Source organism: Corallococcus exiguus (assembly GCF_009909105.1).
In the GTDB taxonomy this organism is placed as follows: Bacteria; Myxococcota; Myxococcia; order Myxococcales; family Myxococcaceae; genus Corallococcus; species Corallococcus exiguus.
Window position 1 is genome coordinate 735,845 of the sequence record NZ_JAAAPK010000004.1, and the last position, 23,370, is coordinate 759,214.

At 68.7% G+C, this 23,370-nt stretch carries 11 protein-coding genes (1 of these 11 running past the window's edge); 7 read left to right on the forward strand and 4 right to left on the reverse strand.

The genetic code is table 11. The features are described 5' to 3' along the window. The 4 genes from GTZ93_RS19085 to GTZ93_RS19100 form a co-directional block, all read left to right on the forward strand. A protein-coding gene (locus GTZ93_RS19085; RefSeq protein ID WP_161662915.1) for a non-ribosomal peptide synthetase crosses the window boundary here: on the forward strand, positions 1 to 10,225 show its end. Its footprint begins 19,001 nt before the window's first position; the window shows 10,225 of its 29,226 coding nt (coding positions 19,002-29,226); the start codon falls outside the window, past its left edge; the stop codon is at positions 10,223 to 10,225. Next, the gene (locus GTZ93_RS19090; RefSeq protein ID WP_161662916.1) at positions 10,222 to 10,671 is read left to right on the forward strand and encodes a hypothetical protein; all 450 of its coding nucleotides are present in this window, start codon (positions 10,222 to 10,224) and stop codon (positions 10,669 to 10,671) included. Before GTZ93_RS19085 ends, GTZ93_RS19090 begins: the two co-directional genes overlap by 4 nt. 189 nt (positions 10,672 to 10,860) lie before the next feature. Beyond that, the gene (rpmE, locus tag GTZ93_RS19095; RefSeq protein WP_120580811.1) at positions 10,861 to 11,109 is read left to right on the forward strand and encodes a 50S ribosomal protein L31; all 249 of its coding nucleotides are present in this window, start codon (positions 10,861 to 10,863) and stop codon (positions 11,107 to 11,109) included. A 231-nt stretch (positions 11,110 to 11,340) separates the two neighbouring features. After that, positions 11,341 to 12,219 (forward strand): DNA-methyltransferase, encoded by an 879-nt coding sequence (locus GTZ93_RS19100; RefSeq protein WP_120580810.1) that lies wholly within the window; start codon positions 11,341 to 11,343, stop codon positions 12,217 to 12,219. A gap of 6 nt (positions 12,220 to 12,225) precedes the next feature. Here the strand turns inward: GTZ93_RS19100 and GTZ93_RS19105 are convergent, their stop codons facing one another. Then, positions 12,226 to 13,980 carry a M1 family metallopeptidase gene (locus tag GTZ93_RS19105; protein ID WP_139919691.1) on the reverse strand — a complete coding sequence of 585 codons (1,755 nt, stop codon included), beginning with the start codon at positions 13,978 to 13,980 and terminating at the stop codon, positions 12,226 to 12,228. A gap of 128 nt (positions 13,981 to 14,108) precedes the next feature. Here GTZ93_RS19105 and GTZ93_RS19110 point away from each other — a divergent pair, with 128 nt between their 5' ends. Beyond that, positions 14,109 to 16,499, forward strand: a complete 2,391-nt coding sequence (locus GTZ93_RS19110; RefSeq protein ID WP_139919692.1) for a 3-hydroxyacyl-CoA dehydrogenase/enoyl-CoA hydratase family protein — start codon at positions 14,109 to 14,111, stop codon at positions 16,497 to 16,499. 81 nt (positions 16,500 to 16,580) lie between these two features. Continuing rightward, on the forward strand, positions 16,581 to 17,753 hold the full coding sequence (locus GTZ93_RS19115; protein WP_139919693.1) for a thiolase family protein: 1,173 nt from the start codon (positions 16,581 to 16,583) through the stop codon (positions 17,751 to 17,753). 53 nt (positions 17,754 to 17,806) lie between these two features. Here the strand turns inward: GTZ93_RS19115 and GTZ93_RS19120 are convergent, their stop codons facing one another. After that, positions 17,807 to 19,645 carry a MutS-related protein gene (locus GTZ93_RS19120; protein ID WP_139919694.1) on the reverse strand — a complete coding sequence of 613 codons (1,839 nt, stop codon included), beginning with the start codon at positions 19,643 to 19,645 and terminating at the stop codon, positions 17,807 to 17,809. 235 nt (positions 19,646 to 19,880) lie between these two features. On the opposite strand from GTZ93_RS19120, the gene GTZ93_RS19125 reads away from it, so the two are divergent. Continuing rightward, positions 19,881 to 20,789 carry a hypothetical protein gene (locus GTZ93_RS19125; protein WP_139919695.1) on the forward strand — a complete coding sequence of 303 codons (909 nt, stop codon included), beginning with the start codon at positions 19,881 to 19,883 and terminating at the stop codon, positions 20,787 to 20,789. A gap of 96 nt (positions 20,790 to 20,885) precedes the next feature. On the opposite strand, the gene mrpC is transcribed toward GTZ93_RS19125, so the two are convergent. Then, on the reverse strand, positions 20,886 to 21,632 hold the full coding sequence (mrpC, locus tag GTZ93_RS19130; RefSeq protein ID WP_014395195.1) for a Crp/Fnr family transcriptional regulator MrpC: 747 nt from the start codon (positions 21,630 to 21,632) through the stop codon (positions 20,886 to 20,888). 265 nt (positions 21,633 to 21,897) lie between these two features. Next, a complete protein-coding gene (locus tag GTZ93_RS19135) occupies positions 21,898 to 23,364 on the reverse strand; it encodes a sigma-54-dependent transcriptional regulator (RefSeq protein WP_139919696.1) in 1,467 nt (488 codons plus the stop codon). Between the last annotated feature and the right edge of the window lie 6 nt (positions 23,365 to 23,370).

Sequence of the window (23,370 nt, forward strand, 5' to 3'; positions counted from 1 at the left end):
GATGCCGGGCGACTCGTTGATGGGCACGACGCCGCCGCTGTCGTTCGCGCAGCAGCGGCTCTGGTTCATCGACCAGCTGGAGCCCGGAACGGCGCTCTACAACCTGCCCGTGGCGGTTCGGCTGGTGGGCTCGCTGGATGTCGCGGCCCTGGAGCGGGCCCTGAACGAGGTCGTGCGCCGTCACGAAGCCCTGCGGACCACCTTCGAGGAACGCGGCGGTCAGGCCATCCAGGTCATCCAGCCCACCCTGTCGCTGGAACTGGGCCGGGAGGACCTGCGTTCCGTCGACGAAGCTCGCCGCGAGACGGAGGCCCGCCGGCAGGTGGAGCAGGAGATGCTCCGTCCCTTCGACCTGGGCCGTGGGCCGTTGATCCGCACCCGGCTGTTCACGCTTGGGGGGCGCGAGAGCGTCCTCGTGGTGACGATGCACCACATCGTGTCGGACGGCTGGTCGCTGGGCGTGTTGATCCGCGAGGTGGGCGCGCTCTACGCGGCCTTCTCCTCGGGGCAGCCGTCCCCCCTGCCCGAGCTGCCCGTGCAGTACGCGCGCTACGCGTCCTGGCAACGCGGCCGGCTCCAGGGAGAAGTCCTCGCGCGGCAGGTGGACTACTGGAAGCGGAAGCTCGCCGGCGCGCCGCCGGTGCTGGAGCTGCCCACGGACCGCCCGCGTCCGCCCGAGCGGGGCATCGCGGGCGCGAAGTACGCCTTCACCCTGCCCCGGTCGTTGACGGGAGCGCTCAAGGCGCTGGCCCAGCGAGAAGGGGCCTCGCTGTACATGGTGCTGCTGTCAGGGTGGCAGGTGCTGATGGCTCGCTACAGCGGCCAGCAGGACATCAGCGTGGGTTCCCCCATCGCGGGCCGCATGCGCGCGGAGCTGGAGGGGCTCATCGGCTTCTTCGTCAACACGCTCGTGCTGCGCGCGAACGTGGACGGCGCCCTGTCCTTCCGGCAGTTGCTCGCTCAGGTGCGTGAAACGGTGCTGGATGCGTATGAGCACCAGGAGGTCCCGTTCGAGAAGCTGGTGGAGGTCCTCCAGCCCGAGCGCAGCCGCAGCCACACGCCGCTGTTCCAGACGATGCTCGCCCTCCAGAACATGCCGATGGGCGAGCTGCGGCTGCCGGACGTGGTGCTCCAGCCGGTGAACGTGGAGAGCCCCATCGCGCAGTTCGACCTGAGCGTGTCGTTCATGGATCTGCCTCAGGGCCTCTCCGGCACGATGGAGTACAGCACGGAGCTGTTCGACGCGGGCACCGTCCAGCGGATGGTCACGCACCTGCACACGCTGCTCGAAGGCGCGGTCGCGCGCCCTGACACGCGAGTGGCCCGACTGCCCCTGCTGACCGGCCCCGAGCGCCGCGAAATGCTGGTGGAGTGGAACGCCACGCGCGCGCCCTTCCCCGAGTCCTGCCTGCATGCGCTCTTCGAGGCGCAGGTCCGTCGCGCGCCAGAGGCCGTGGCGGCTGTCTTCGAGGGAACGCAACTGACGTACGCGCAGCTCGACGCGCACGCCAATCAGCTCGCCCACGCCCTGCGCCGTCGTGGCGTGGGCCCGGAGGTCCGCGTCGCGCTCAGCGTCGAGCGCTCCCTCGACATCGTCATCGGCCTGCTCGGCATCCTGAAGGCCGGTGGCGCCTGGGTGCCCGTGGATCCGCTCCTGCCCCGTGAGCGCCTGTCGTTCATGTTGGAGGACAGTGCGGCGCAGGTGCTCGTCACCCAGCAGCCACTAGTGGCCCGTTTCCCGGAGGCCCTGCATGCGCGCTCGCTCTGCTTGGACACCGAGCGCGAATCGCTGGCCGAGGAGCCGACGGATGCGCCCGTGACGGGCGTGACACCCGCGAACATGGCGTACCTGCTCTACACCTCGGGCAGCACGGGGACGCCGAAGGGCACGGCGGTGGAGCACCGCGGCGTGGCCAACCTGGTCACCCACGAAGCGGTGGCATACGGCATTGGCCCTGGCAGCCGCGTGCTTCAGTTCGCCAGCCTCAGCTTCGACCTGTCCGTGGAGGAGATCTTCACCACGCTCTGCAACGGCGCCACGCTGGTGCTCGCGCCGCTGGAGAAGCTGATGCCGGGCGCGCCGCTGCCCGTGCTGCTGCGTGAGCAGGAGTTGAGCGTCGTCAGCCTCACCCCCGCGGCGCTGGCGGCCACCTCCTCCGAGGGGCTCCCCAATGTGCGCACCGTCATCTCCGGTGGTGAGGCCTTGCCCGCGGAAGTCGCCGCGCGGTGGGCTCCGGGTCGGCGCCTGCTCAATACGTACGGCCCGACGGAAGCCACCGTCATCGCCACGCTGGGCGAGGTGGTGGCGGATGGAAACGTGCCGTCCATCGGCAAGCCGCTGGCGAACGTGCGCGTCTACGTATTGGACCCGCACGGGCAGCTGGTGCCCATGGGCGTGCGCGGCGAGTTGCACATCGGCGGCGTGGGCGTGGCGCGTGGCTACGCGGGACGTCCGGGACTCACCGCCGAGCGCTTCGTGCCGGACGCCTTCTCGGGTGAAGCGGGCGCCCGGCTCTACCGGACGGGCGACGTCGTGCGCTGGCGTGCGGACGGACAGCTGGACTTCATCGGCCGCCTGGACTCCCAGGTGAAGGTGCGCGGCTTCCGCATCGAACTGGGCGAGGTCGAAACCGCGCTGGCGCGGCAGCCGGGCGTGAGCGAGGCCGTGGTGCTGGTGCGGGGCGACGGCGCCGACAAGCGGCTGGTGGGCTACGTCGTGGCGAAGGAAGGCCACGCGCTGGACGTGGACACGCTGCGCACGGGCCTGCGCCAGGGGATGCCCGAGTACATGGTGCCGGGGGCGCTGATGGTGCTGGACGCCCTGCCGCTCAACGCGAACGGCAAGGTGGACCGCAGGGCGCTACCGGAGCCGGAGGCCGCCCGAGGGGGCGACGCCTACGTGGCCCCGCGCACCGTGACGGAGGCGAAGCTCGCGTCCATCTGGGCGGAGGTGCTGCGCCTGCAGCGCGTGGGCGTGAAGGACAACTTCTTCGCGCTGGGCGGACACTCGCTGCTGGCGACGCAGGTGGTGTCGCGCATCCGCACGTCGCTGGGCGTGGAGATGCCGCTGCGCCTGCTGTTCGAAGCGCCCACGGTGGAGACGCTGGCGCAGAGGATCGAGCAACTGGGGCGCTCCGGCGTGCCCACGCTGAGCGCCGGAGCGCGTCCGGCGTCGCTGCCGCTGTCCTTCGCGCAGCAGCGGTTGTGGTTCATCGACCAGCTGGAGCCGGGCAGCCCGCTCTACAACGTGCCCACCGTGGTGCGGTTGGAAGGAGACCTGGACGCCGCGGCGCTGGAGCAGGCCCTGCGGGAGGTCGTGCAACGGCACGAAGCCCTGCGCACGACGTTCGAGGAGGAATCAGGTCAGCCCGTCCAGCGCATCCACGCGTCCGTGGACGTGCCGTTGAACATCATGGACCTGACGGGTTCCGGCCCCGAGCGGGAGGACGTGGCCCGTCAGCGGGTACTGGAGGAGTTGGCGAAGCCCTTCGACCTGATGCGTGGACCGCTCCTGCGGGCGCTGATGGTGCGCATGGATGCACGCGACCACCTGCTCGTGATCACGATGCACCACGCCGTGTCGGACGGCTGGTCCGTGGGCGTTCTGCTCCGCGAGCTGGGGGCGCTGTACACCGCGCGGGCGAGCGGCCTGGCGTTGGCACTGCCGCCGCTGCCGGTGCAGTACGCGGACTACGCGGCCTGGCAGCGCGACTGGCTGAGGGATGAAACCCTGGCGCGCGAGGTGGACTACTGGAAGCAGTCGCTGACGGGAGCACCGCCGGTGCTGGAGTTGCCGACGGACCGTCCGCGTCCGGCGGTGCGCACGAACGCCGGCTCGACGCTGGGCTTCATGCTGCCGCTGGAGCTGTCCCAGCGGTTGGGCGCACTGGCTCGAAGTGAAGGCGCGTCGCTGTTCATGGTGCTGCTGGCCGGGTGGCAGGTGCTGCTGTCGCGCTACTCGGGGCAGGCGGACATCAGCGTGGGTTCGCCCATCGCGGGACGCACGCGCGCGGAGGTGGAGGGCCTCATCGGCTTCTTCGTCAACACGCTGGTGCTGCGCACCCAGGTCGATGGAGAGGTGTCTTTCCGCGCGCTGCTCGCGCAGGTGCGGGAGATGGTGCTGGGGGCGTACGAGCACCAGGACGTGCCGTTCGAGAAGCTGGTGGAAGCGCTGCATCCGGAGCGCAGCCTGAGCCACACGCCGCTGTTCCAGACGTTGATGTCGCTCCAGAACGTGCCCAACGAGGAGTCTCATCTCCCAGGGCTGGTGCTCAAGCCCATGAGTCTCGAGGGCCGCACGTCGAAGTTCGACCTGAGCCTCTTCTTCACGGAGACGCCGGACGGGCTGGCCGGAGCGGTGGAGTACAGCACCGACCTGTTCGAAGCGACGACGATGCGCCGGATGGTGGAGCACCTGCGCATGCTGCTGGAAGGCGTGGTGTCAAAGCCGGACGCAGCGGTGGGACGGCTGTCCCTGCTCACGCCCGTGGAGCGTCAGCAAGTGCTGGTGACGTGGAACCAGCAGCAGGCGGAGTACGGCCGGGACGCGACGATTCCGGCGCTCTTCGAGGCGCAGGCGAAGCGCACGCCGGATGCCGTGGCGGTGGTGAGCGGCAAGCAGCGGCTGACGTACCGGGAGGTGGAGGCGAAGGCGAACCAGTTGGCGCACCGGCTGCGCAAGCTGGGAGTGGGCCCCGAGTCCCGAGTGGGCCTGTGCGTGGAGCGCACGACGGACGTCGTGGTGGGAACGCTGGGCATCCTCAAGGCGGGCGGCGCCTACGTGCCGCTGGATCCGAGCTATCCGAAGGAGCGACTGGGCTGGCTGCTGGAGGACGCACAGGGCCCAGCGTTGGTGGCGCACTCGCACCTGCTGGAGTCGCTGCCCGCCTTCAGCGCGAAGGCGGTGTGCCTGGACCGTGAAGAAGAGTGGGCGGAAGAGTCCTGCTGCCCGCCGACGCCGGAGGTGCGCCCGGAGAACGTGGCGTACCTCATCTACACGTCAGGAAGCACAGGCCGCCCGAAGGGCGTGGCGGTGACGCACCGGAACGCGGCGGCCTTCCTGGCGTGGGCAACGGAGACGTTCACGGAGGAGGAGACGAAGGCGGTGCTCGCGGCGACGAGCCTGAACTTCGACCTCTCGGTGTTCGAACTCTTCGCGCCGCTGGTGAGGGGCGGCAGCGTGGTGGTGGTGCGCAATGCCCTGCATCTGGTGGAGGAGAAGCCGGAGGCGGAGGTGACGCTCATCAACACGGTGCCGTCGGCGATGGCGCAGTTGGTGCGGCTCAACGCCGTGCCGCCCTCGGTGCAGGTCATCAACCTCGCTGGCGAAGCACTGCCGGAGACGTTGGCGAAGAGCGTCTACGGCATCCCCACGGTGAGGAAGCTCTACAACCTGTACGGGCCGTCGGAAGACACGACGTACTCGACGTGGTCGCTGGTGGGGCGCGGAGAGGTGCCGAACATCGGCCGGCCGCTCACCAACACGCGGGCGTACGTGCTGGACAAGTACCTGCAGCCGGTACCGGTGGGCGTGGCGGGCGAGTTGTTCCTGGCGGGCGAAGGCCAGGCGCGCGGCTACCTGCTGAGGCCGGAGTTGACGGCGGAGAAGTTCCTGCCAGAGGTGTACGGCCCGGAAGGCAGCCGCATGTACCGCACGGGAGACCGGGTGCGGTACCGGGCGGACGGCGTGCTGGAGTACCTGGGCCGAGTGGACTTCCAGGTGAAGGTGCGAGGCTTCCGCATCGAGCTGGGCGAAGTGGAGTCCGCACTGCGCCAGCAGGAGACGGTGAAGGACGCAGTGGTGGTGGCGAAGGGGGAGGGCGCGGAGAAGCGGCTCGTGGCGTACGTGGCGCCGAAGGCAGGCGCGACACTGGAAGCGGAGGCACTGAAGGCGAGCCTGCGTCAGCGCTTGCCGGAGTACATGGTGCCCGGAGCGGTGGTGGTGCTGGAGGCACTGCCGCTCAACTCCAACGGCAAGGTGGACCGCAAGGCCCTGCCGGAGCCAGAGGCCCAGAAGTCCGGCAACACGTACGAAGCGCCCCGCACGGAAGTGGAAGCGAAGCTGGCGTCCATCTGGGCGGAAGTGCTGCGAGTCCCCCAGGTGGGCGTGAAGGACGACTTCTTCGCGCTGGGTGGCCACTCGCTGCTCGCGACACAGGTGGTGTCGCGGGTGCGCGCGGAGACGGGATCGGAGTTGCCGCTGCGCGCGTTGTTCGAAGCGCCCACGGTGGAAGCTCTCGCCCGGCGGCTGGAGAAGGCCGGACGCGCGAAGGCACCGGCCCTCGTGCCCGTGTCACGAGACGCAGCGCTGCCACTGTCGTTCGCGCAGCAGCGCCTGTGGTTCATCGATCAGCTGGAGCCGGGCACGGCGCTCTACAACGTACCCATCGCGGTACGGCTGGAAGGCGACCTGAACGTGGAGGTCCTGGACCGGGCCCTGCGTGAGGTCGTGCGCCGTCACGAGGCCCTGCGGACAACGTTCGTCGCGGGCAACCCCGAGCCGGAGCAACGGACCACGTCCGATAGCGCCTTCACGCTGGCGGTGGATGACCTGACGTCGAACACCGCCGCTCTTCGCAAGCGTGTGGAGCAAGAGGTGCTGAGGCCCTTCGAACTCGCACGCGGCCCGCTCCTCCGAGCGCTCCTGCTGAAACTCGACGCGCGCGAGCACGTGCTCGTCGTCACGATGCACCACATCGTCTCGGACGGATGGTCGCTCGGCGTGTTGGTCCGCGAGGTCGGCGCGCTCTACGCGGCGTTCGTGCAGGGCCAGCCCTCGCCGCTGCCGGAGCTGCCCGTGCAGTACGCGGACTACGCGGCCTGGCAGCGCGGCGGGTTGCAGGGCGCGACGCTCCAGCGGGAGGTGGACTACTGGAAGCAGAAGCTCTCCGGTGCGCCGCCAGTGCTGGAGTTGCCCACGGACCGTCCGCGTCCCGCGGTGCGAGGAACCGCGGGAGCGACCCAGAACTTCCTCTGGCCGCAATCGCTAGCCCAGGGCCTCCGTGGCCTCGCGCAGCGTGAAGGGGCCTCGCTGTACATGGTGCTGCTGGCGGGTTGGCAGGTCCTGCTGTCGCGCTACAGCGGCCAGCAGGACATCAGCGTGGGTTCGCCCATCGCGGGTCGCACACGCGCGGAGGTGGAGGGCCTCATCGGCTTCTTCGTCAACACGCTGGTGCTGCGCACGGACCTGTCCGGAGACCCCAGCTTCCGGGGCCTGCTCCAGCAGGTGCGTGAGACGGTCCTGGAGGCGCAGGAACACCAGGAGGTGCCGTTCGAGAAGCTGGTGGAGGCGCTCCAGCCCGAGCGCAGCCGCAGCCACACGCCGCTGTTCCAGACGCTGCTGGCGCTCCAGAACGTGCCCGTCGGTGAAGCCCGGCTGCCCGGCATGACGCTCAGGCCCGTGGAGATCGCGGGCGGAACGTCGAAGTTCGACCTGAGCGTCTTCTTCGTGGAGACCGCGGAGGGCCTGAGCGGAACGCTGGAATACAGCACCGACCTGTTCGAAGCAGCGACGGTGCGCCGGATGGTGGAGCACCTGCACATGCTGCTGGAAGGCGTGGTGGCGAAGCCGGAAACAGCGGTGGGCCAGTTGCCCCTACTCACTCCGGCGGAGCGCCAGCAGGTGCTGGTGACGTGGAACCAGCGGCAGGCGGAGTACGACCGCGCCGCGACGATTCCCCAGCTCTTCGAGGCACAAGCGAAGCGCACGCCGGATGCCGTGGCGGTGGTGAGCGGCAAGCAGCAACTGACGTACCGGGAGGTGGAGGAGAAGGCGAACCAGCTGGCACACCGGCTGCGCAAGCTGGGAGTGGGCCCCGAGTCTCGAGTAGGCCTGTGCGTGGAGCGCACGGCGGACGTGGTGGTGGGGACGCTGGGCATCCTCAAGGCCGGCGGCGCGTACGTACCGTTGGATCCGAGCTACCCGAAGGAGCGACTGGGCTGGCTGCTGGAGGATGCGCAAGGCCCGGCGTTGGTCGCGCACTCGCACCTGTTGGAGTCGTTGCCTGCCGTCAGCGCGCAGGCGGTCTGCCTGGACACGGATGCGACGTTGGTCATGGAGCCGAAGGAAGCACCGGAAGCAGGTCTGCGTCCGGAGAACGTGGCGTACCTCATCTACACGTCGGGAAGCACGGGCCGTCCGAAGGGCGTGGCGGTGACACACCGGAACGCGGCGGCCTTCCTGTCGTGGGCGACGGAGACGTTCACCGAAGAAGAGACGAAGGCAGTACTTGCGGCAACGAGCCTGAACTTCGACCTCTCGGTGTTCGAACTCTTCGCGCCGCTGGTGCGAGGCGGCAGCGTGGTGGTGGTACGCAACGCCCTGCATCTGGTGGAGGAGAAGCCGGAGGTGGACGTCACGCTCATCAATACGGTGCCGTCGGCGATGGCGCAGTTGGTGCGGCTGAACGCGGTGCCGCCGACAGTGCAGGTCATCAACCTCGCTGGTGAAGCATTGCCGGAGACGTTGGCGAAGAGCGTCTACGGCATCCCCACGGTGAGGAAGGTCTACAACCTATACGGCCCGTCGGAAGACACGACGTACTCGACGTGGTCGCTGGTGGGGCGGAATGAGGTGCCGAACATCGGTCGCCCGCTCACCAACACGCGTGCGTACGTGTTGGACAAGTACCTGCAGCCGGTGCCGGTGGGCGTCGCGGGCGAGCTGTTCCTGGCGGGAGAAGGCCAGGCACGCGGCTACCTGCTGAGGCCGGAGCTGACGGCGGAGAAGTTCCTGCCGGAAGTCTACGGCCCCGAAGGCAGCCGGATGTACCGCACGGGAGACCGGGTGCGGTACCGCGCGGATGGAGTGCTGGAGTACCTGGGCCGAGTGGACTTCCAGGTGAAGGTGCGAGGCTTCCGCATCGAGCTGGGCGAGGTGGAGTCCGCACTGCGCCAGCAGGAGTCGGTGAAGGACGCGGTGGTGGTGGCGAAGGGGGAGGGCGCGGAGAAGCGGCTCGTGGCGTACGTGGCCCCGAAGGCCAACGCGACACTGGAAGCGGAGTCGCTGAAGGCAAGTCTGCGCCAACGGCTGCCGGAGTACATGGTGCCCGGAGCGGTGGTGGTACTGGAGGCACTGCCGCTCAACTCCAACGGCAAGGTGGACCGCAAGGCCCTGCCAGACCTGGACGTCACCAAGTCCCAGGCCGACAACTTCGTCGCACCCCGTGACGCGCTGGAGTCCCAGCTCGTGGCGGTGTGGGAAGAGGTCCTGGGCGTGAAGCCCATCGGGGTGCGCACCAGCTTCTTCGCGCTGGGAGGCCACTCGCTGCTCGCGGTCCGCCTGATGGCCGCGCTGCGCGAACAACTGGGCCGCGATGTCCCCCTGGCCGCGCTCTTCCAGCACCCCACCGTGGAGGAGCTGGCCAACCTGCTTCGCGCCGAGACGGAGACGTGGTCGCCGCTCGTCCCGCTGGAGAAGGGCGACGCGGGCCTCCGGCCCCTGTTCCTCGTCCACCCGGGTGGCGGCAACGTGCTCGCCTACCCGGAGCTGGCGCGGCTCCTGGGGCCCCAGCAGCCCGTCTTCGGCCTCCAGGCTCGCGGCCTCCAGGCCGGCCATGCCGTGGTGGAGACCGTGGAGGAGATGGCCACCCTGTACGTGGCCGCCATTCGCGCGGAGCAGCCCGAAGGGCCGTACCGCCTCGCGGGCTGGTCGCTCGGCGGCGTCATCGCCTTCGAGATGGCCCGCCAGCTGCGCGCTCAAGGCCAGACCGTGGGGCTGCTGGCGCTGCTGGACGCCTACGTCCCCGGCGTCGGGGCGCCTCCCGGCGACGCTCCCAGGAAAGACCCCGACGCCAGCACACGCGTCGCCTTCGCCCTGACGGTGGCCCAGGCCTTCTCCCTGACCCTGCCGGTGTCCAACGAGGCCCTGGAGCGCATGGATGACGAAGCCATGCTGGGGACGCTCCTCGCCGTGGGCGTCCAGGCCGGACTCCTGGAGGAAGCGACGGGCCGCGAGCAATTGCGCGCCTTGTTCCGCGTCTACCAGGCCAACCTGCGCGCCATGGACCGCTACGTGCCTGGCCCCTACGACGGACCGGCGCTGTTGCTCGCCGCCACGGAAGGGACCCCCACCCCCGAGGTGCCCCGCCACCGCGGCTGGGAGCCCTTCGTCCGGGGGGGACTGGACGTGAAGGACGTCCCTGGGGGACACCATCAACTCATGCAGGAGCCGTACGTGCGGCACGTGGCCACGCTGTTGCGCGAGGCCCTGGAGGACAAGTCATGACCGTTGAAACATCCAGCGGGGGCTCACCGTGGCCCAACCGCATCATCCTGGCCATCTGGTTCGTGTGCTTCTCCGTGGGCTCCCTGATTCACATCCTCGTCGTGGCGAAGTACGGCCTCTTCGCGAATGATCCGGCGGACCCGCTGCCCACGCCGTTCGTCGTCGTGAACGAGCTGTTCACGGTCCTCAACCCCCTCACCATCGCGCTGCTCATCTTCAAGCGGCGGGCGGGCATCCTCTCCGCGCTGGGCGTGGTGGCGCTCGTCTACGTCCTCAACCTGGCCCTGATGGTGTGGTTCTGGACCGCGAAACAGCACCTCCACGTCGCGTGGCTGTACCTCAACGGCACCATGGGCGTGTTCATGGCCCTGACCGCCAGGCGCCTGTGGCGGGCCGCCCCCGAGGCGAAGGCCCTCCCACCCGCCACCACCCCGAGCCCCACCTAGCCCCCGTCCCCCTGACTGGTCGCCAGCCGGCCACCAGCCAGGCCCGAGGGAGCCGTCCCCGAGGAGAAACCCCCGGTCCGGACGCGCATCCTTGAGAAAGGTCGGGGCGGTAGCTATAAGCCCCGACCCACTACAACGCTGGACCTCCCTCCCATCCTGGGCGGGGGCAAGGCGCACTGGAGAGTAGCCATGAAGCCCGACCTGCACCCGGTCTACCCGCCCTCCCGCATCACCTGCGCGTGCGGCAACATCGTCGAGACCAAGTCCACCCGCGGCTCGTTCAGCGTGGAAGTCTGCTCGAACTGCCACCCGTTCTTCACCGGCAAGTACAAGCTGCTGGACACGGCCGGCCGCATCGACCGCTTCAAGAAGAAGTACGCGAACAACGCGCCGGCCGCCAAGAAGGGCGCCAAGGCCGCCGAGCCCGAGAAGGCGTAGTCCTTCGGCTCCACAGCATCCGCAGCACCCCACGAGCAGGGTCGTGGAGAGCCTCGAAAGACAGAGGCGCTCCCCGCCCTGCTCGCGGTGTTTCAGCTCCAGGCGCTCGTCAAATTTTCACGCGCGCTTTCGGTGCTACAGCCAATTACAGGCCAGAAATTCGACGTAGCACGCAAGTGACCGCACAGTCCGCCGCGTCCCAGAGACGTCTGTCCCAAAGACGGAGGCGTGATGTTCGCGGAAGCTGCTGCCCCTGCCCTGAAGATTGTCCGACGCTCCCAGAACGACAGCGTCTTCGCGAAGCGCGGGGAGGCCTACACGCTGCTGCAGGGCGACAGCCTGGAGCTGATGGCCCAGCTGCCCGAGCAGTCCTTCGACCTCATCTTCGCGGACCCGCCGTACTTCCTCTCCAACGGAGGCACCACCTGCAAGGGTGGCAAGCGCGTCTCCGTGGCGAAGGGCCAGTGGGACGTGTCCCGCGGAGTGGAGGAGGACCACGCCTTCACCACCAAGTGGCTCGCCGCCTGCCAGCGCCTGCTGCGCCCCAGCGGCACGCTGTGGGTGAGCGGCACGCAGCACGTCATCTTCAACGCCGGCTTCGCCATGCAGAAGCTGGGCTACAAGCTGCTCAACACCGTCACCTGGTACAAGCCCAACGCGAGCCCCAACCTGGCGTGCCGCTACTTCACGCACTCCACGGAGCTGCTCATCTGGGCCTCGCCGGCATCCGGCGGCAAGCTGAAGCACGTCTTCAACTACCAGCGCATGAAGGCGGAGAACGGCGGCAAGCAGATGCGCGACGTGTGGAACCTGCCGCGCAACGGTGACGAGGAACTCACCGCCGACGGCGCCGGCCGCATGTGGACGCAGACGGCCCCGCGCGGCGAGGAGAAGGCCTTCGGCAGCCACCCCACGCAGAAGCCGGTGGCCCTGCTGGAGCGCATCCTGGAGGCGAGCTGCCCGGAGAACTCGCTCATCCTGGACCCCTTCAACGGCAGCGGCACCACCGGCGTGGCCGCCCTGAAGCACGGCCACCGCTACGTGGGCATCGACATGAACCCGGAGTACCTGGCCCTGTCCAAGAAGCGCCTGGACGCGACCCTCAAGTAACCCGCCTCACGCGCGGGTGAGGATGAGCTCCACGCCCTGCCGGGCGATGGGGTGGTACCTCGCCCCGTTCTTCTCGAACGCCGCGCGCGCCACCTTGCGGTGGTCGCGCGACGAGGCGAGCACGCTGTAGAGCGGCTTCAGGTACTTCATCCGGCCCACCTCGCCGAGGAACTCCTCGGCCCGGCCGAGCGGAGCATCGAAGCCCGCGCGCAGCGCCGCCACCAGCCACGCCACCAGCACCTCCGAGTTGCGGCTGCCCGTGAGCGAGAACCTCGCGTCCAGCTCCCGGAAGACGTCCTGGGACGTGTCCGTCGGCATGGACTCCAGGAAGAGCTGCCACTCGGTGGGCGTCCAGTCCTTCGTGTCCGCTTGCGAAGGCACCGTGCCGCGCAGCTTCTCCAGCGCCTCCAGCCGCGCGGAGGTGGGGCGGGGCGCGCTGGGCGGCACGCCGGGCCGGTTCAGGTACGCGTCCGCGTCCACCTTGGCCAGGGCACCCGGCAGCTCGGCCTCCGTGAAGCGGACGAACTCCTCCGTGGTGAGCGCCTGGAAGCGGTACTTCGCCAGGTAGCGGCGCAGGAAGCCGTCGAAGGTGGGACGGCCCACCGCGTCCTCCAGCGCGCGCAGCAGCAGGTAACCCTTCTCGTAGGGAATCTGGGAGAAGGCCTCGTCCGGGTCCACGCCAGACAGGTGCGTGCGCAGCGCGGTGAGCTGCGGGTGCGCGCGGAAGTGGTGCAGCGCTTCATCCAGCGAACGGCGCCCCAGGGCCGCGTGCAGCGCCGCGACCTCCGGCCCCGCCAGCGCCTCCAGGATGCGGCGCTCCGCGAAGACGGTGAAGCCTTCGTTCAGCCAGAAGTGCTCCGCGGACGCGTTCGTCACCAGGTTGCCCGTCCACGAGTGCGCCAACTCGTGCGCCACCACGTTCACCAAGCTCTTGTCCCCCGCGATGAGCGTGGGCGTGAGGAACGTCAGGCGCGGGTTCTCCATGCCGCCGTAGGGGAACGACGGCGGCATCAGCAGCAGGTCGAAGCGCTCCCAGTCGTACGGCCCGAAGAGCGACTCCGCGGCCTTGAGCATGTCGTCCACGCCCGCGAACTCGTCCGCCGCGTCCTCCAGCGCCTCCGGCTCCGCCCACACCCGCGAGCGCGGCCCCAACTCCTTGGACGTGAGGCTGCCCACCGCGAACGCCAGCAGGTACGGGGGCACCGGCTGCGGCATCTCGTAGTGCTCCTCCGCCTCCACGCCGTGCTCCTCGCGCGCCACGAACGAGGCCGCCATCACGGACTTGAGCTGCTTGGGCACCCGCAGGGACGCGCGGTAGCGGATGCGGATGCGCGGCGTGTCCTGCAGCGGCACCACGCTGCGCGCGTGGATGGCCTGGCACTGGCTGAACAGGAACGGCTGCTGCCCACCCGCCGTTTGCGACGGCGTCAGCCACTGCAGCGCGCTCGCCTCCGGGGACGTGCGGTAGCGCACCGTCAGCTGCTTCAGCCCCGCGGGCAGCTCAATCCGAAGCCGGCTGCCCAGGATGGGTTCAGGAGGGGAGAGGATGTAGGGCAAGGGGCGACCCTGGGCATCCACCACGCCCCGGATGTCCAGGTCGCGGGTGTCCAGGTCGAGGGGACCTGCTGACGCCTCCTTGAGCGTCAGCGTGGCCTCCGCGTGCAGGCGGCGCGTCCGGAAATCGACGCGGGCCTTCCAGTCCAGCGTTTCGGTCTCAGGCTGCGTGCTGTCGTTGTACGAGTGCGGGTCGAGGCGAGCCATGGGGCCCGACTTGTAGTCGGGGAGCCGACCTCCTGGCGAGCACACCCGACGGCAATGCCGGTTGACTTCCGGGTCAATCGCCTACATTTGTGCAGTCCCCTACTTCCTTTTATGGGAGCCGATTTCCGATGACGACCCGGATCCGAAAAGTGGCGGTGCTTGGCGCTGGCGTGATGGGCAGCGGCATCGCCGCGCATCTGGCCAACTCCGGCGTGCGCGCCCTGTTGCTGGACATCGTTCCGCCCCAGGCTGCTCCGGGCGAGGACACCGCTTCCAAGGCGTTCCGCAACAAGTTCTCGCAGGGCGCCATCGCGAACCTGCGCAAGGCGAAGCCCAGCCCCATCGTGTCCGAGCAGGTGCTCGCGGCCATTGAAGTGGGCAACCTGGAAGACGACCTCGCGCGCCTGGGCGAGTGCGATTGGATCATCGAGGTGGTGAAGGAGGACCTGGCCGTCAAGCAGGCCCTGTTCTCCAAGGTGGAGAAGCACGCCCGCAAGGACGCCATCATCTCCTCCAACACCTCCGGCCTCTCCATCGTGGGGATGACCGAAGGCCGCGGCGCGGACTTCAAGAAGAACTTCCTCGTCACCCACTTCTTCAACCCCGTGCGCTACATGAAGCTCCTGGAGCTCGTGGCCGGCCAGGAGACGAGCGCGGAGGTCGTGAAGACCCTCCACAAGTTCGGCGAAGAGGTGCTCGGCAAGGGCATCGTCTACGGCAAGGACACCACCAACTTCATCGCGAACCGCATTGGCGTGTACGGGATGATGCGGACCATCTCCGAGATGCAGAAGACGGAGATGTCCATTGAAGAGGTGGACAAGATCTTTGGCCCGGCGATGGGCCGTCCCAAGTCCGCCGTCTTCCGCACCGCGGACATCGTGGGCCTGGACACGTTCACCCACGTGGCGAAGAACTGTTACGACACGCTGACGCACGACGAAGAGCGCAACGTCTTCGCCGCCCCGGACTTCCTCCAGAAGATGGTGGAGAAGAAGATGCTGGGCGACAAGAGCGGCGGCGGCTTCTACAAGAAGGACCGCTCCTCCGGTGGCAAGGACATCCTCGCGCTGGACCTGAAGACGCTGGAGTACCGGCCGCAGGCGAAGGTGCGCTTCGACTCGCTGGGCGCCGCGAAGGACATCGAAAACGTCAAGGAGCGCGTGGCGTCCGTGATGAACGCGGACGACAAGGCCGGCAAGTTCGCCGAGCGCGTCACCCTGGACGTGCTGGCGTACTCCAGCCGCCGCATCCCGGAGATCGCCGACGACCTGGTCAACGTGGACCGCGGCGTGCGCTGGGGCTTCGGCTGGGACCTGGGGCCCTTCGAGGTCTGGGACGCCTACGGTGTCCAGAAGGGCGTGGAGCGCATGAAGGCGCTGGGCCTCAAGCCCGCCGCCTGGGTGGAGGAGATGCTGGCCAAGGGCCGCACGTCCTTCTACGGCGTGCAGGACGGCCGCGACACCTACTGGGACATCCCGTCCAAGTCCGTGAAGCAGGTGTCTGAGAACGCGCGCACCTTCCGCGTGGAGTACCTCAAGCGCGGCAACAAGAAGATCACCGGCAACGACAGCGCGTCGCTGTGGGACATGGGCGACGGCGTCACGCTCTTGGAGTTCCACTCCAAGATGAACTCCATCGACGATGACATCATCGCGATGATGAACACCGCGCTGGATGAGACGGAGAAGAACTTCAAGGGCCTCGTCATTGGCAATGACGGCTCCAACTTCTCCGCCGGCGCGAACATCATGGCCATGCTGATGGCGGCCAAGAGCGAGGACTTCGACTCCATCCGCAAGATGGCGTCCGCGTTCCAGGCGGCCAACCAGCGCATGCGCTACAGCCCCGTGCCCGTCGTGACGGCGCCCTTCAACCTCACGCTGGGCGGCGGCGCGGAGGTCACCATGGGTGGCAACGCGGTGCAGGCCAGCGCGGAGCTGTACATGGGCCTCGTGGAAGTGGGCGTGGGCCTCATCCCGGGCGGCGGCGGCACCATGATGCTGCTGCGCAACGTGTTCGGCGGCTACGCGGCGGACAAGGACTTCGACTCGCTGCCCTTCCTCAAGAAGGTGTTCCTCGCCATCGGCATGGCGAAGGTCGCCACCAGCGCGGAGGAGGCTCGCGAGACGGGCTTCCTGTCCCAGCAGGACGGCATCACGGGCAACCGCGACTTCCTCCTGTCGGACGCGAAGTCGCGCGTGCTGGGCCTGGCGAACGGCGGCTTCCGCCCGCCGCGTCCCACGCGCTTCCGGCTGCCGGGCCCCAACGGCGCGGCCACCATCGACATGATGCTGTACGACATGCAGCTCAACAATCAGATCAGCGCCCACGACCGGAAGATCGCCCAGAAGCTGGCGCGCGTGCTCTCCGGTGGTGACACCAGCCCGTCCGTGCTGGTGACCGAGGAGAAGCTGCTGGAGCTGGAGATGGAAGCGTTCCTGAGCCTCATCGGCGAGGAGAAGACCCAGGACCGCATGATGTTCATGCTTGAGAAGGGCAAGCCGCTGCGCAACTAGCGCGAGGCGTTTACCCAATGGTTTTCCAGACGCGAATTCCGAAGCACGCCCGGACGGTGTCCGGGCAGGGAGACATCTAAAATGTCCGGACGAGTCGTGATTGCCAGCGCGGTGCGCACCCCCTTCACCCGCGCCCACAAGGGAGAGTTCAAGGACACGCGGCCGGATACGCTCGCGGCCCTTGCCATCAAGGAGGCCGTCGCCCAGGTCCCCGGCTTGAAGCCGGCGGACGTGGAGGACGTCATCATGGGCTGTGCCATGCCGGAGGCGGAGCAGGGCATGAACGTGGCCCGCAACGCGAGCCTGCTCGCCGGCCTGCCGGACACCGTTCCGGGCCTGACCATCAACCGCTTCTGTTCCTCCGGCGTGCAGTCCGTGGCGCAGGCGGCGCAGGGCATCAAGTCCGGCATGATGCAGGTGGCCGTGGCCGGTGGCACCGAGTCCATGACCATGGTGCCCATGGGCGGCAACAAGGTCTCCGCCAACCCGGAGATCATGCAGAAGCTGCCGGAGGTCTACACCTCCATGGGCGCGACAGCGGAGAACATCGCCTCCCGCTACAACGTCACCCGTGAGGACGCGGACAAGTTCGCCGCCGAGTCCCAGCGCCGCGCGGCCACGGCCCGCGAGCAGGGGAAGTTCAAGGAGGAGATCTTCCCCGTCACCACCACGATGTTCGACGAGGACGGCACCCAGAAGCAGGTGACCGTCTCGGTGGACACCATCCTGCGCCCGGAGACGACGGTGGAGGGCCTGGCCAAGCTGCGCCCGGCCTTCAACGCCAAGGGCGTGGTGACGGCGGGCAACGCGTCGCCGCTGACGGACGGCGCGGCGGCCGCGGTGGTGATGAGCGAGGAGAAGGCGAAGGAGCTCAACGTCAAGCCGCTGGGCTACTTCGTGGACTACGTGGTCGCCGGCGTGCCGCCCGAAATCATGGGCGTGGGCCCGGTGCCCGCCATCCGCAAGCTGCTGGAGCGCAACAAGCTGAAGGTGGAAGACATCAGCGTGTTCGAGCTCAACGAGGCCTTCGCGGCGCAGGCGCTGCACTGCATCCGTGAGCTGGGCATCCCCCAGGACAAGGTGAACCCGAACGGCGGCGCCATCGCCCTGGGCCACCCGCTGGGCGTGTCCGGTGCGCGCATGGTGGCCACCATCCTGCGCGAGCTGAAGCGCCGGGACGGCCGCTACGGCGTGGTGAGCATGTGCATCGGCGGCGGCATGGGTGCCGCGGCGCTGGTGGAGCTGGCGAAGTAATCCGCTTCCGCTTCGCGCCCCCTGGTGGCTTCAAGGGGGCGCGAGGTGGACTGTCAGGAGGCCGGGGCGTCCGGGTCGTTCACCGGGACGCCCGCCAGGCGCAGCACCCGCAGCGCGTTGGTGGTGTCCACCACCCCCTGCCGGAGCCGGTAGTCGAACACCATCTTCCCGTCCTCCAGGTGGTCGCGGAAGTGGACGTTCACCACGTGCGAGCCCGGCTCGTCCGCCAGCACCGCCAGGGACAAGTCATGCGTCGTCACCGCGCCACACGCGCCGGAGGCGAGCAGGAGCCGCAGCACCTCGCGTGAGGCAATCTGCCGTTCGCGGGTGTTGGTGCCCAGCAGGATTTCGTCCAGCAGGAAGAGCGCCTGGCCCTTCGCCGCCGCCGCCGCGTCCAGCACCATCTTCAGCCGCAGCACCTCCGCGTGGAAGTACGACACGCCGCGCTCCAGCGAGTCCTTCACGCGCATGCTGGTGAGCACCTGCACTGGAGACAGTCGGAACGACGCCGCGGACACCGGCGCGCCCGCCAGCGCCAGCACCACGTTCGCGCCCAGCGCGCGCATCAGCGTCGTCTTGCCGCTCATGTTGGAGCCGGTAATCAGCAGCGCGTGACGCGGGCCGGGCAGGGACACGTCGTTGGGCACGGGCGCGTCCAGCAGCGGGTGTCCCAGCGCGGTGGCCTCCACGCTCGGGCCCTGGGCGTGCAGCTCGGGCCAGGTGAAGGCAGGGCGGTCATGGGCCAGGCCTCCCAGGCAGCAGAGGGCCTCCAGCTCCGCGAGTCCCTCGAACCACTGACGCACGTCGCGGCCGTGGGCGGCGCGCCAGTTCTCCAGCGCGAAGAGGGCGTGGATGTCCCAGAGCGTGACCCAGTGGACCAGGGGGTGGAACTGGTGCCGCTTGAACTCGATGAGTGAGAACAGCCGGCTGAAGCGCTGGAACAGCACGGACACCGCCGGGCCACTCTGCGCCCTCAGGCCGGACTGGAGTTGCTTGAGGCGTGGATGCTCGAAGGTCTGCTTCTCCACGCGCTCGAAGATGGAGGCGTAGCGCACGAAGCCGTGCTCGCCGCGCTCCACGGCCTCGTCCATCTGCCGCAGCGTGCGGCGCGTGGCCACGGCGATGCCCAGCTGTGCGAGCAGCCCCACCCAGACGGTGCTGTCTGGAATCACGCCAACCGTGCCCAGGATGAAGAGGGTGAGCGTTATCAGGGGCAGCACGATGGCCAGGGGCCGCGCCCAGCGGATGGCGTCCAGCGAGGGCCCGGCTTCCGCCCACTGGATGAAGAGGGCCGGGTCCGCCTTGTCCTTCGCCACCACGCGGGCGTCCACGCAGAGGTCCTGGCGGAAGTCCACGCTCGGGGCCAGCTCGCGCGCGGCGCCCTGCCGGGTCACCACCGTCTCCGCGGTGGCGGGGGAGGACAGCCACGCGGCCAGCCGCTCCTCACCCGCGCGCGTCGCCGTCTCGTTGATGAGCTGGAAGAGGCTGCCCTGGCCAAAGACATCCAGGTCCGTGGCGTAGAGGTGGTTGGGGGAGAGGAACCGCTCACCCGTGTCCGTGAAGGAATGCCAGCCGCCCTCCAGCCTCGCCAGGCCGCGCTCGTTGAGCAGGACGAAGAGGCGCGCGCGCTGCTCCTTGAGGAACACCTGGTGGTGCAGCACCGCCAGCACGCCGTAGACGGCGAGCGCCCCGGCCGCCGCCCACCACCAGGGCTTGGGCAGCCGGCCCATCAGTGTCAGCGCTGCGATGACCAGCGCCGCCACGAAGGCCACGGTGCGCAGGTTGGCGTACCGCGCGCTGACGCGGTCCAACTCCGTCAGGTCCGCCTGGGCGGCGGCGCGGCGGTCGGTGTACGTGCGATGCGGGCTCTGGGACTCGGTCGGGACGGGCACGATGGTCGCGCATGCTGTGCGGCCCCCCGTCCGAGGGCAAGCGCTCAACGCGTCCCGTCACGCTTCGATGCCAGTCGAGGACAGCCGTTGGACGGGGGCACGATGCGCAGGGAGCCTGGACCCGGCTTCCAGCGTCGAGCGGGCTCGCGGTTGACTCCCAAGGGGCCTCCGGGATTTGAATGCGGCCCATGAGGGACGGTCGGGCCGGCCGTGCCTCATCGAGGGGGCTCACCCCATGTCGTTACCCAAGGTCGTACTGGGCGGAGGGCTCCTCATGGGCCTGCTCGCCGCGCCTCCCGCCGAGGCCCGCTTCGGCAAGCGCTCGGACTCCACCGAATCGTCGAAGCCCGTCCACGAGGCGACCGCCATCGGTTCGGACCGGGACGACGATTCGAAGAAGGACGACGAGAACAAGAACCGTTCGTCCAAGAGCAAGAGGACCACGGTGTCCTCCACGGACGACAGCTACGAGTACAACTCGAGCGCGTCCAGCGATGCCGCCTCCTTCATCCTGGGCGCCATCTTCGAGCTGCTGTTCCGGGGCATGGGGGAGGCCATCGCCAACACGGGCACCCACCACGGCCACGAGAGTGTGGCTCCGGACGCGCCGCCCCAGCGCAACTCGCTGCGGCACGCCGTGCCGTTCTCCTTCCGCGCGGGCCTGCTGGTGTCACCCCTCAGGGGCGGCACCGGCTTGGACTTCGACCTCGGCTGGGAGGCCCAGCGCTTCGGCATGGACCTGCGGATGTCGCGGCTGACGGGGACGTGGGACACCTCGGCGTACCGCGACACGCGCACCCTGGGGGAGATGCACGTGACGTACTCCCCCCTCGTCCGGGAGGAGCTCCGCCTGCGCATGGAAGCAGGCGTCTCCACCCTGGATGCCCCCGGGCGCGTCTACGTGGCCCCCAGCCTGGGCATGTCCGTGGAGGCGTGCCTGCTGGGCCCCCTGGACGTGGAGGGGCGCCTGCAGATGACGCCAGGGCCCTACCAGCAACTGGACGCGCGCGGAGGGCTCGCGCTGCACCTGGGCAGCCTCATGCTGCGCGGCGGGGTGCGCTACCTCGCGCTGGACTCCGAGGTGGCCCCGCTGGGGCTGCCTCTCGGCTTCACCCCCGAGTTCGGCCTGGGCTTCATGTTCTGAACAGCGCCGTGCGCTGAAAACACCACGGGCCCGGCCGCGGATGCTCTCGCGGTCAGGCCCGTTGGATGTCACGGTCCCCTTGAAGGGACGTGTGGATTACTTCTCCTTGGAGGCCAGCTTGCGCAGGGCCTTCTGGTCACGCACGCAGAGGATGCGGCCGACGTTGCCGAGCACGCCCTCGCGCTTCATCTCGTTGATGAGCGTGGACACGAAGGAGCGCGAGGCGCCCACCAGGTCCGCCAGGTCCTGCTGGGTAATCCCGCGCAGGTCCGTCTCACCGCCGTGCGGGCAGCGCTCGCCGTGCGCCTCCACCAGCGTGAGCAGGGTGTCCGCCAGCCGGGCCGGAACCTCCTTGAAGGTCAGGCCCAGGACGCGCTTGCGCAGCGAGCGCACGCGGTCCGCGTAGGCGCGCACCACGTCCACCGCCAGGGCCGGACGGGCCTCCAGCTGGGCGCGGAAGTCACGGCCCTCGATGCTCCACACCTCGGCCTCGCCCGCCGCCACGGCCATCTCCTCGATGGGCGTGCCTTCCGGGCGGAACAGCTCGCCGAACAGGTCGCCCGGGCGCAGGATGGACACCACCGAACGGGTGCTGTTCTTGCCAATGCGCATCAGGCGCACGCGGCCGGACTTCAGCAGGTACACGCGGTCAGACGTGTCGCCGGGGCGGTAGATGGTCGAGTTGTGCGGGAAGGACTCGACCTTGAAGTACCCCTTGAAGTCGATGGCCTCCTGGCCGGGGACCAGCTTGTTCGCGGTCACCATCATGCCGGACGACGTCGCCTGCAGCGGCGCCACGACATTGGAACCGATAGGGCCGAGGGGGCGGTTGAAGCCGTGCATGGGAGACTCCTGGGAAGGCGGAAAGGGATGGGGAAGGTTGGTCGCTGCTGCTGCTGCTGACGGACCTTGCTCTTTCCAAGAGGCGTGCCATGAGCACTTGAACTATTCCCGGGGGAACAGTTCGAGGAATGCCGGGTACTTAGCGCTACACCCCGGTCTGTTCCCCCCAACTGTGTCCAAAACCTGAAACAGAACGTTCAAACAGTCTGATCACTTTGAACGAAACGTTAAATGGGGACACCGGTTTGTCAGGGCTGGGACACTGTCAGGAAGCATCCTTCACCGGATAAGGGTGCACCTGTGGACCCTGCCCCTGTGCGAGACCGAACTTTTGAAGCTTTCGTTCAAGCGTTGGACGGCTGATGCCCAGGATCTGACACGTGCGTCCCTTGTGGCCCTTGGTGACGGCCATGGCCCGGGCAATGAGCTGCCGTTCGGCCTCTTCCAGGGTGGGGATGAGGCTCACGTCGTCCACGGCGGGGGCGGCGAACATGCCGCCCGCGGCGCCCGGTCCTCCCCCGCGCTGGGCGTCCAGGCCTGAGGGGTTCGCCTCCAGGGCGGGCAGGTCGTCGTTGCGGAGCACGTCACCGGGTGCGAGCACCACGGCGCGGGTGAGGACGTTCTCCAGTTCGCGCACGTTGCCGCGCCAGGGCAGGCGCGTGAGGCGCTCCATCACCTCGTGGGGCACGCGGGTGACGCGCTTGTGCACCTTCTCGTTGATGCGCTCCAGCAGGTGCTTCACGAGCGGGGGGATGTCCTCGCGCCGTTCACGCAACGGCGGGATGACGAGGGTGATGACCTTGAGGCGCTGGTAGAGGTCCTCGCGGAAGCGGCCCTGGTCCACCTCGTCCGCGAGGTGGCGGTGGGTGGCGGCGATGACGCGGGCGCGCAGCTTCACGCGCTTGACGCCGCCCACCCGCTCGAACTCGCGCTCCTGGAGCACGCGCAACAGCTTCGCCTGGAGCATCAGCGACATGTCGCCAATCTCATCCAGGAAGACGGTGCCGTCCTCGGCCAGCTCGAACTTGCCGGGCTTGCCTGCGACCGCGCCGGTGAAGGCGCCCTTCTCGTGGCCGAACAGCTCGCTCTCCAGCAGCGTGTCCACGATGGCGGAGCAGTTGATGCCGATGAAGGGCCGGGGCTCGTCGTAGGAGTAGTTGTGGATGACGCGTGCGATGAGCTCCTTGCCCGTGCCGCTCTCGCCGTTGATCAGCACCGTCGCGGTGCTGCTCGCGACCTTGCCAATCTCCTTCACCAGCTGCTGCATGGAGGGGCTGGTGCCCACGATGTCGCCCAGTCGGACGACGGCGTTCTCGCGGTGGACTTCATCCGCGCGGCGCGACAGCTGGCGGTACTCCAGCGCGCGCTCCACGACGAGGTCCAGGGCGGCCGGATCCGGGAAGGGCTTGTGGATGTAGTCGAACGCACCGGCCTTCATGGCCCGGATGGTCGTCTCCATGTCGTGGTAGGCGGTGACGAGGATGATGCGCGCGTCGCCGCACAGGCCCTTCATCTCCTCGATGATCTCCAGGCCCGTGCGGTCCGGGAGCATCATGTCCAGGATGACCACGCTGGGCATGTTCTCCTGGGCGGCCTTGAGGCCCGCGGCCGCGCTGGTGGCCGTCACCACCTGGTAGCGCGGCTGCCCGTCGTCCTGCTCGATCTCCTCGAAGTGCATCGTGAGGGTTTCGAGCAGCGACACGTCATCGTCGACGATGAGGAGGGTCTCCATGGGGTC

Coding starts and splice junctions, on each gene's coding strand:
- GTZ93_RS19090 (WP_161662916.1), top strand. CDS start 10,222: ATGACCGTTGAAACATCCAGCGGGGGCTCACCGTGGCCCAACCGCATC.
- rpmE (WP_120580811.1), top strand. CDS start 10,861: ATGAAGCCCGACCTGCACCCGGTCTACCCGCCCTCCCGCATCACCTGC.
- GTZ93_RS19100 (WP_120580810.1), top strand. CDS start 11,341: ATGTTCGCGGAAGCTGCTGCCCCTGCCCTGAAGATTGTCCGACGCTCC.
- GTZ93_RS19105 (WP_139919691.1), bottom strand. CDS start 13,980: ATGGCTCGCCTCGACCCGCACTCGTACAACGACAGCACGCAGCCTGAG.
- GTZ93_RS19110 (WP_139919692.1), top strand. CDS start 14,109: ATGACGACCCGGATCCGAAAAGTGGCGGTGCTTGGCGCTGGCGTGATG.
- GTZ93_RS19115 (WP_139919693.1), top strand. CDS start 16,581: ATGTCCGGACGAGTCGTGATTGCCAGCGCGGTGCGCACCCCCTTCACC.
- GTZ93_RS19125 (WP_139919695.1), top strand. CDS start 19,881: ATGTCGTTACCCAAGGTCGTACTGGGCGGAGGGCTCCTCATGGGCCTG.
- mrpC (WP_014395195.1), bottom strand. CDS start 21,632: ATGCACGGCTTCAACCGCCCCCTCGGCCCTATCGGTTCCAATGTCGTG.
- GTZ93_RS19135 (WP_139919696.1), bottom strand. CDS start 23,364: ATGGAGACCCTCCTCATCGTCGACGATGACGTGTCGCTGCTCGAAACC.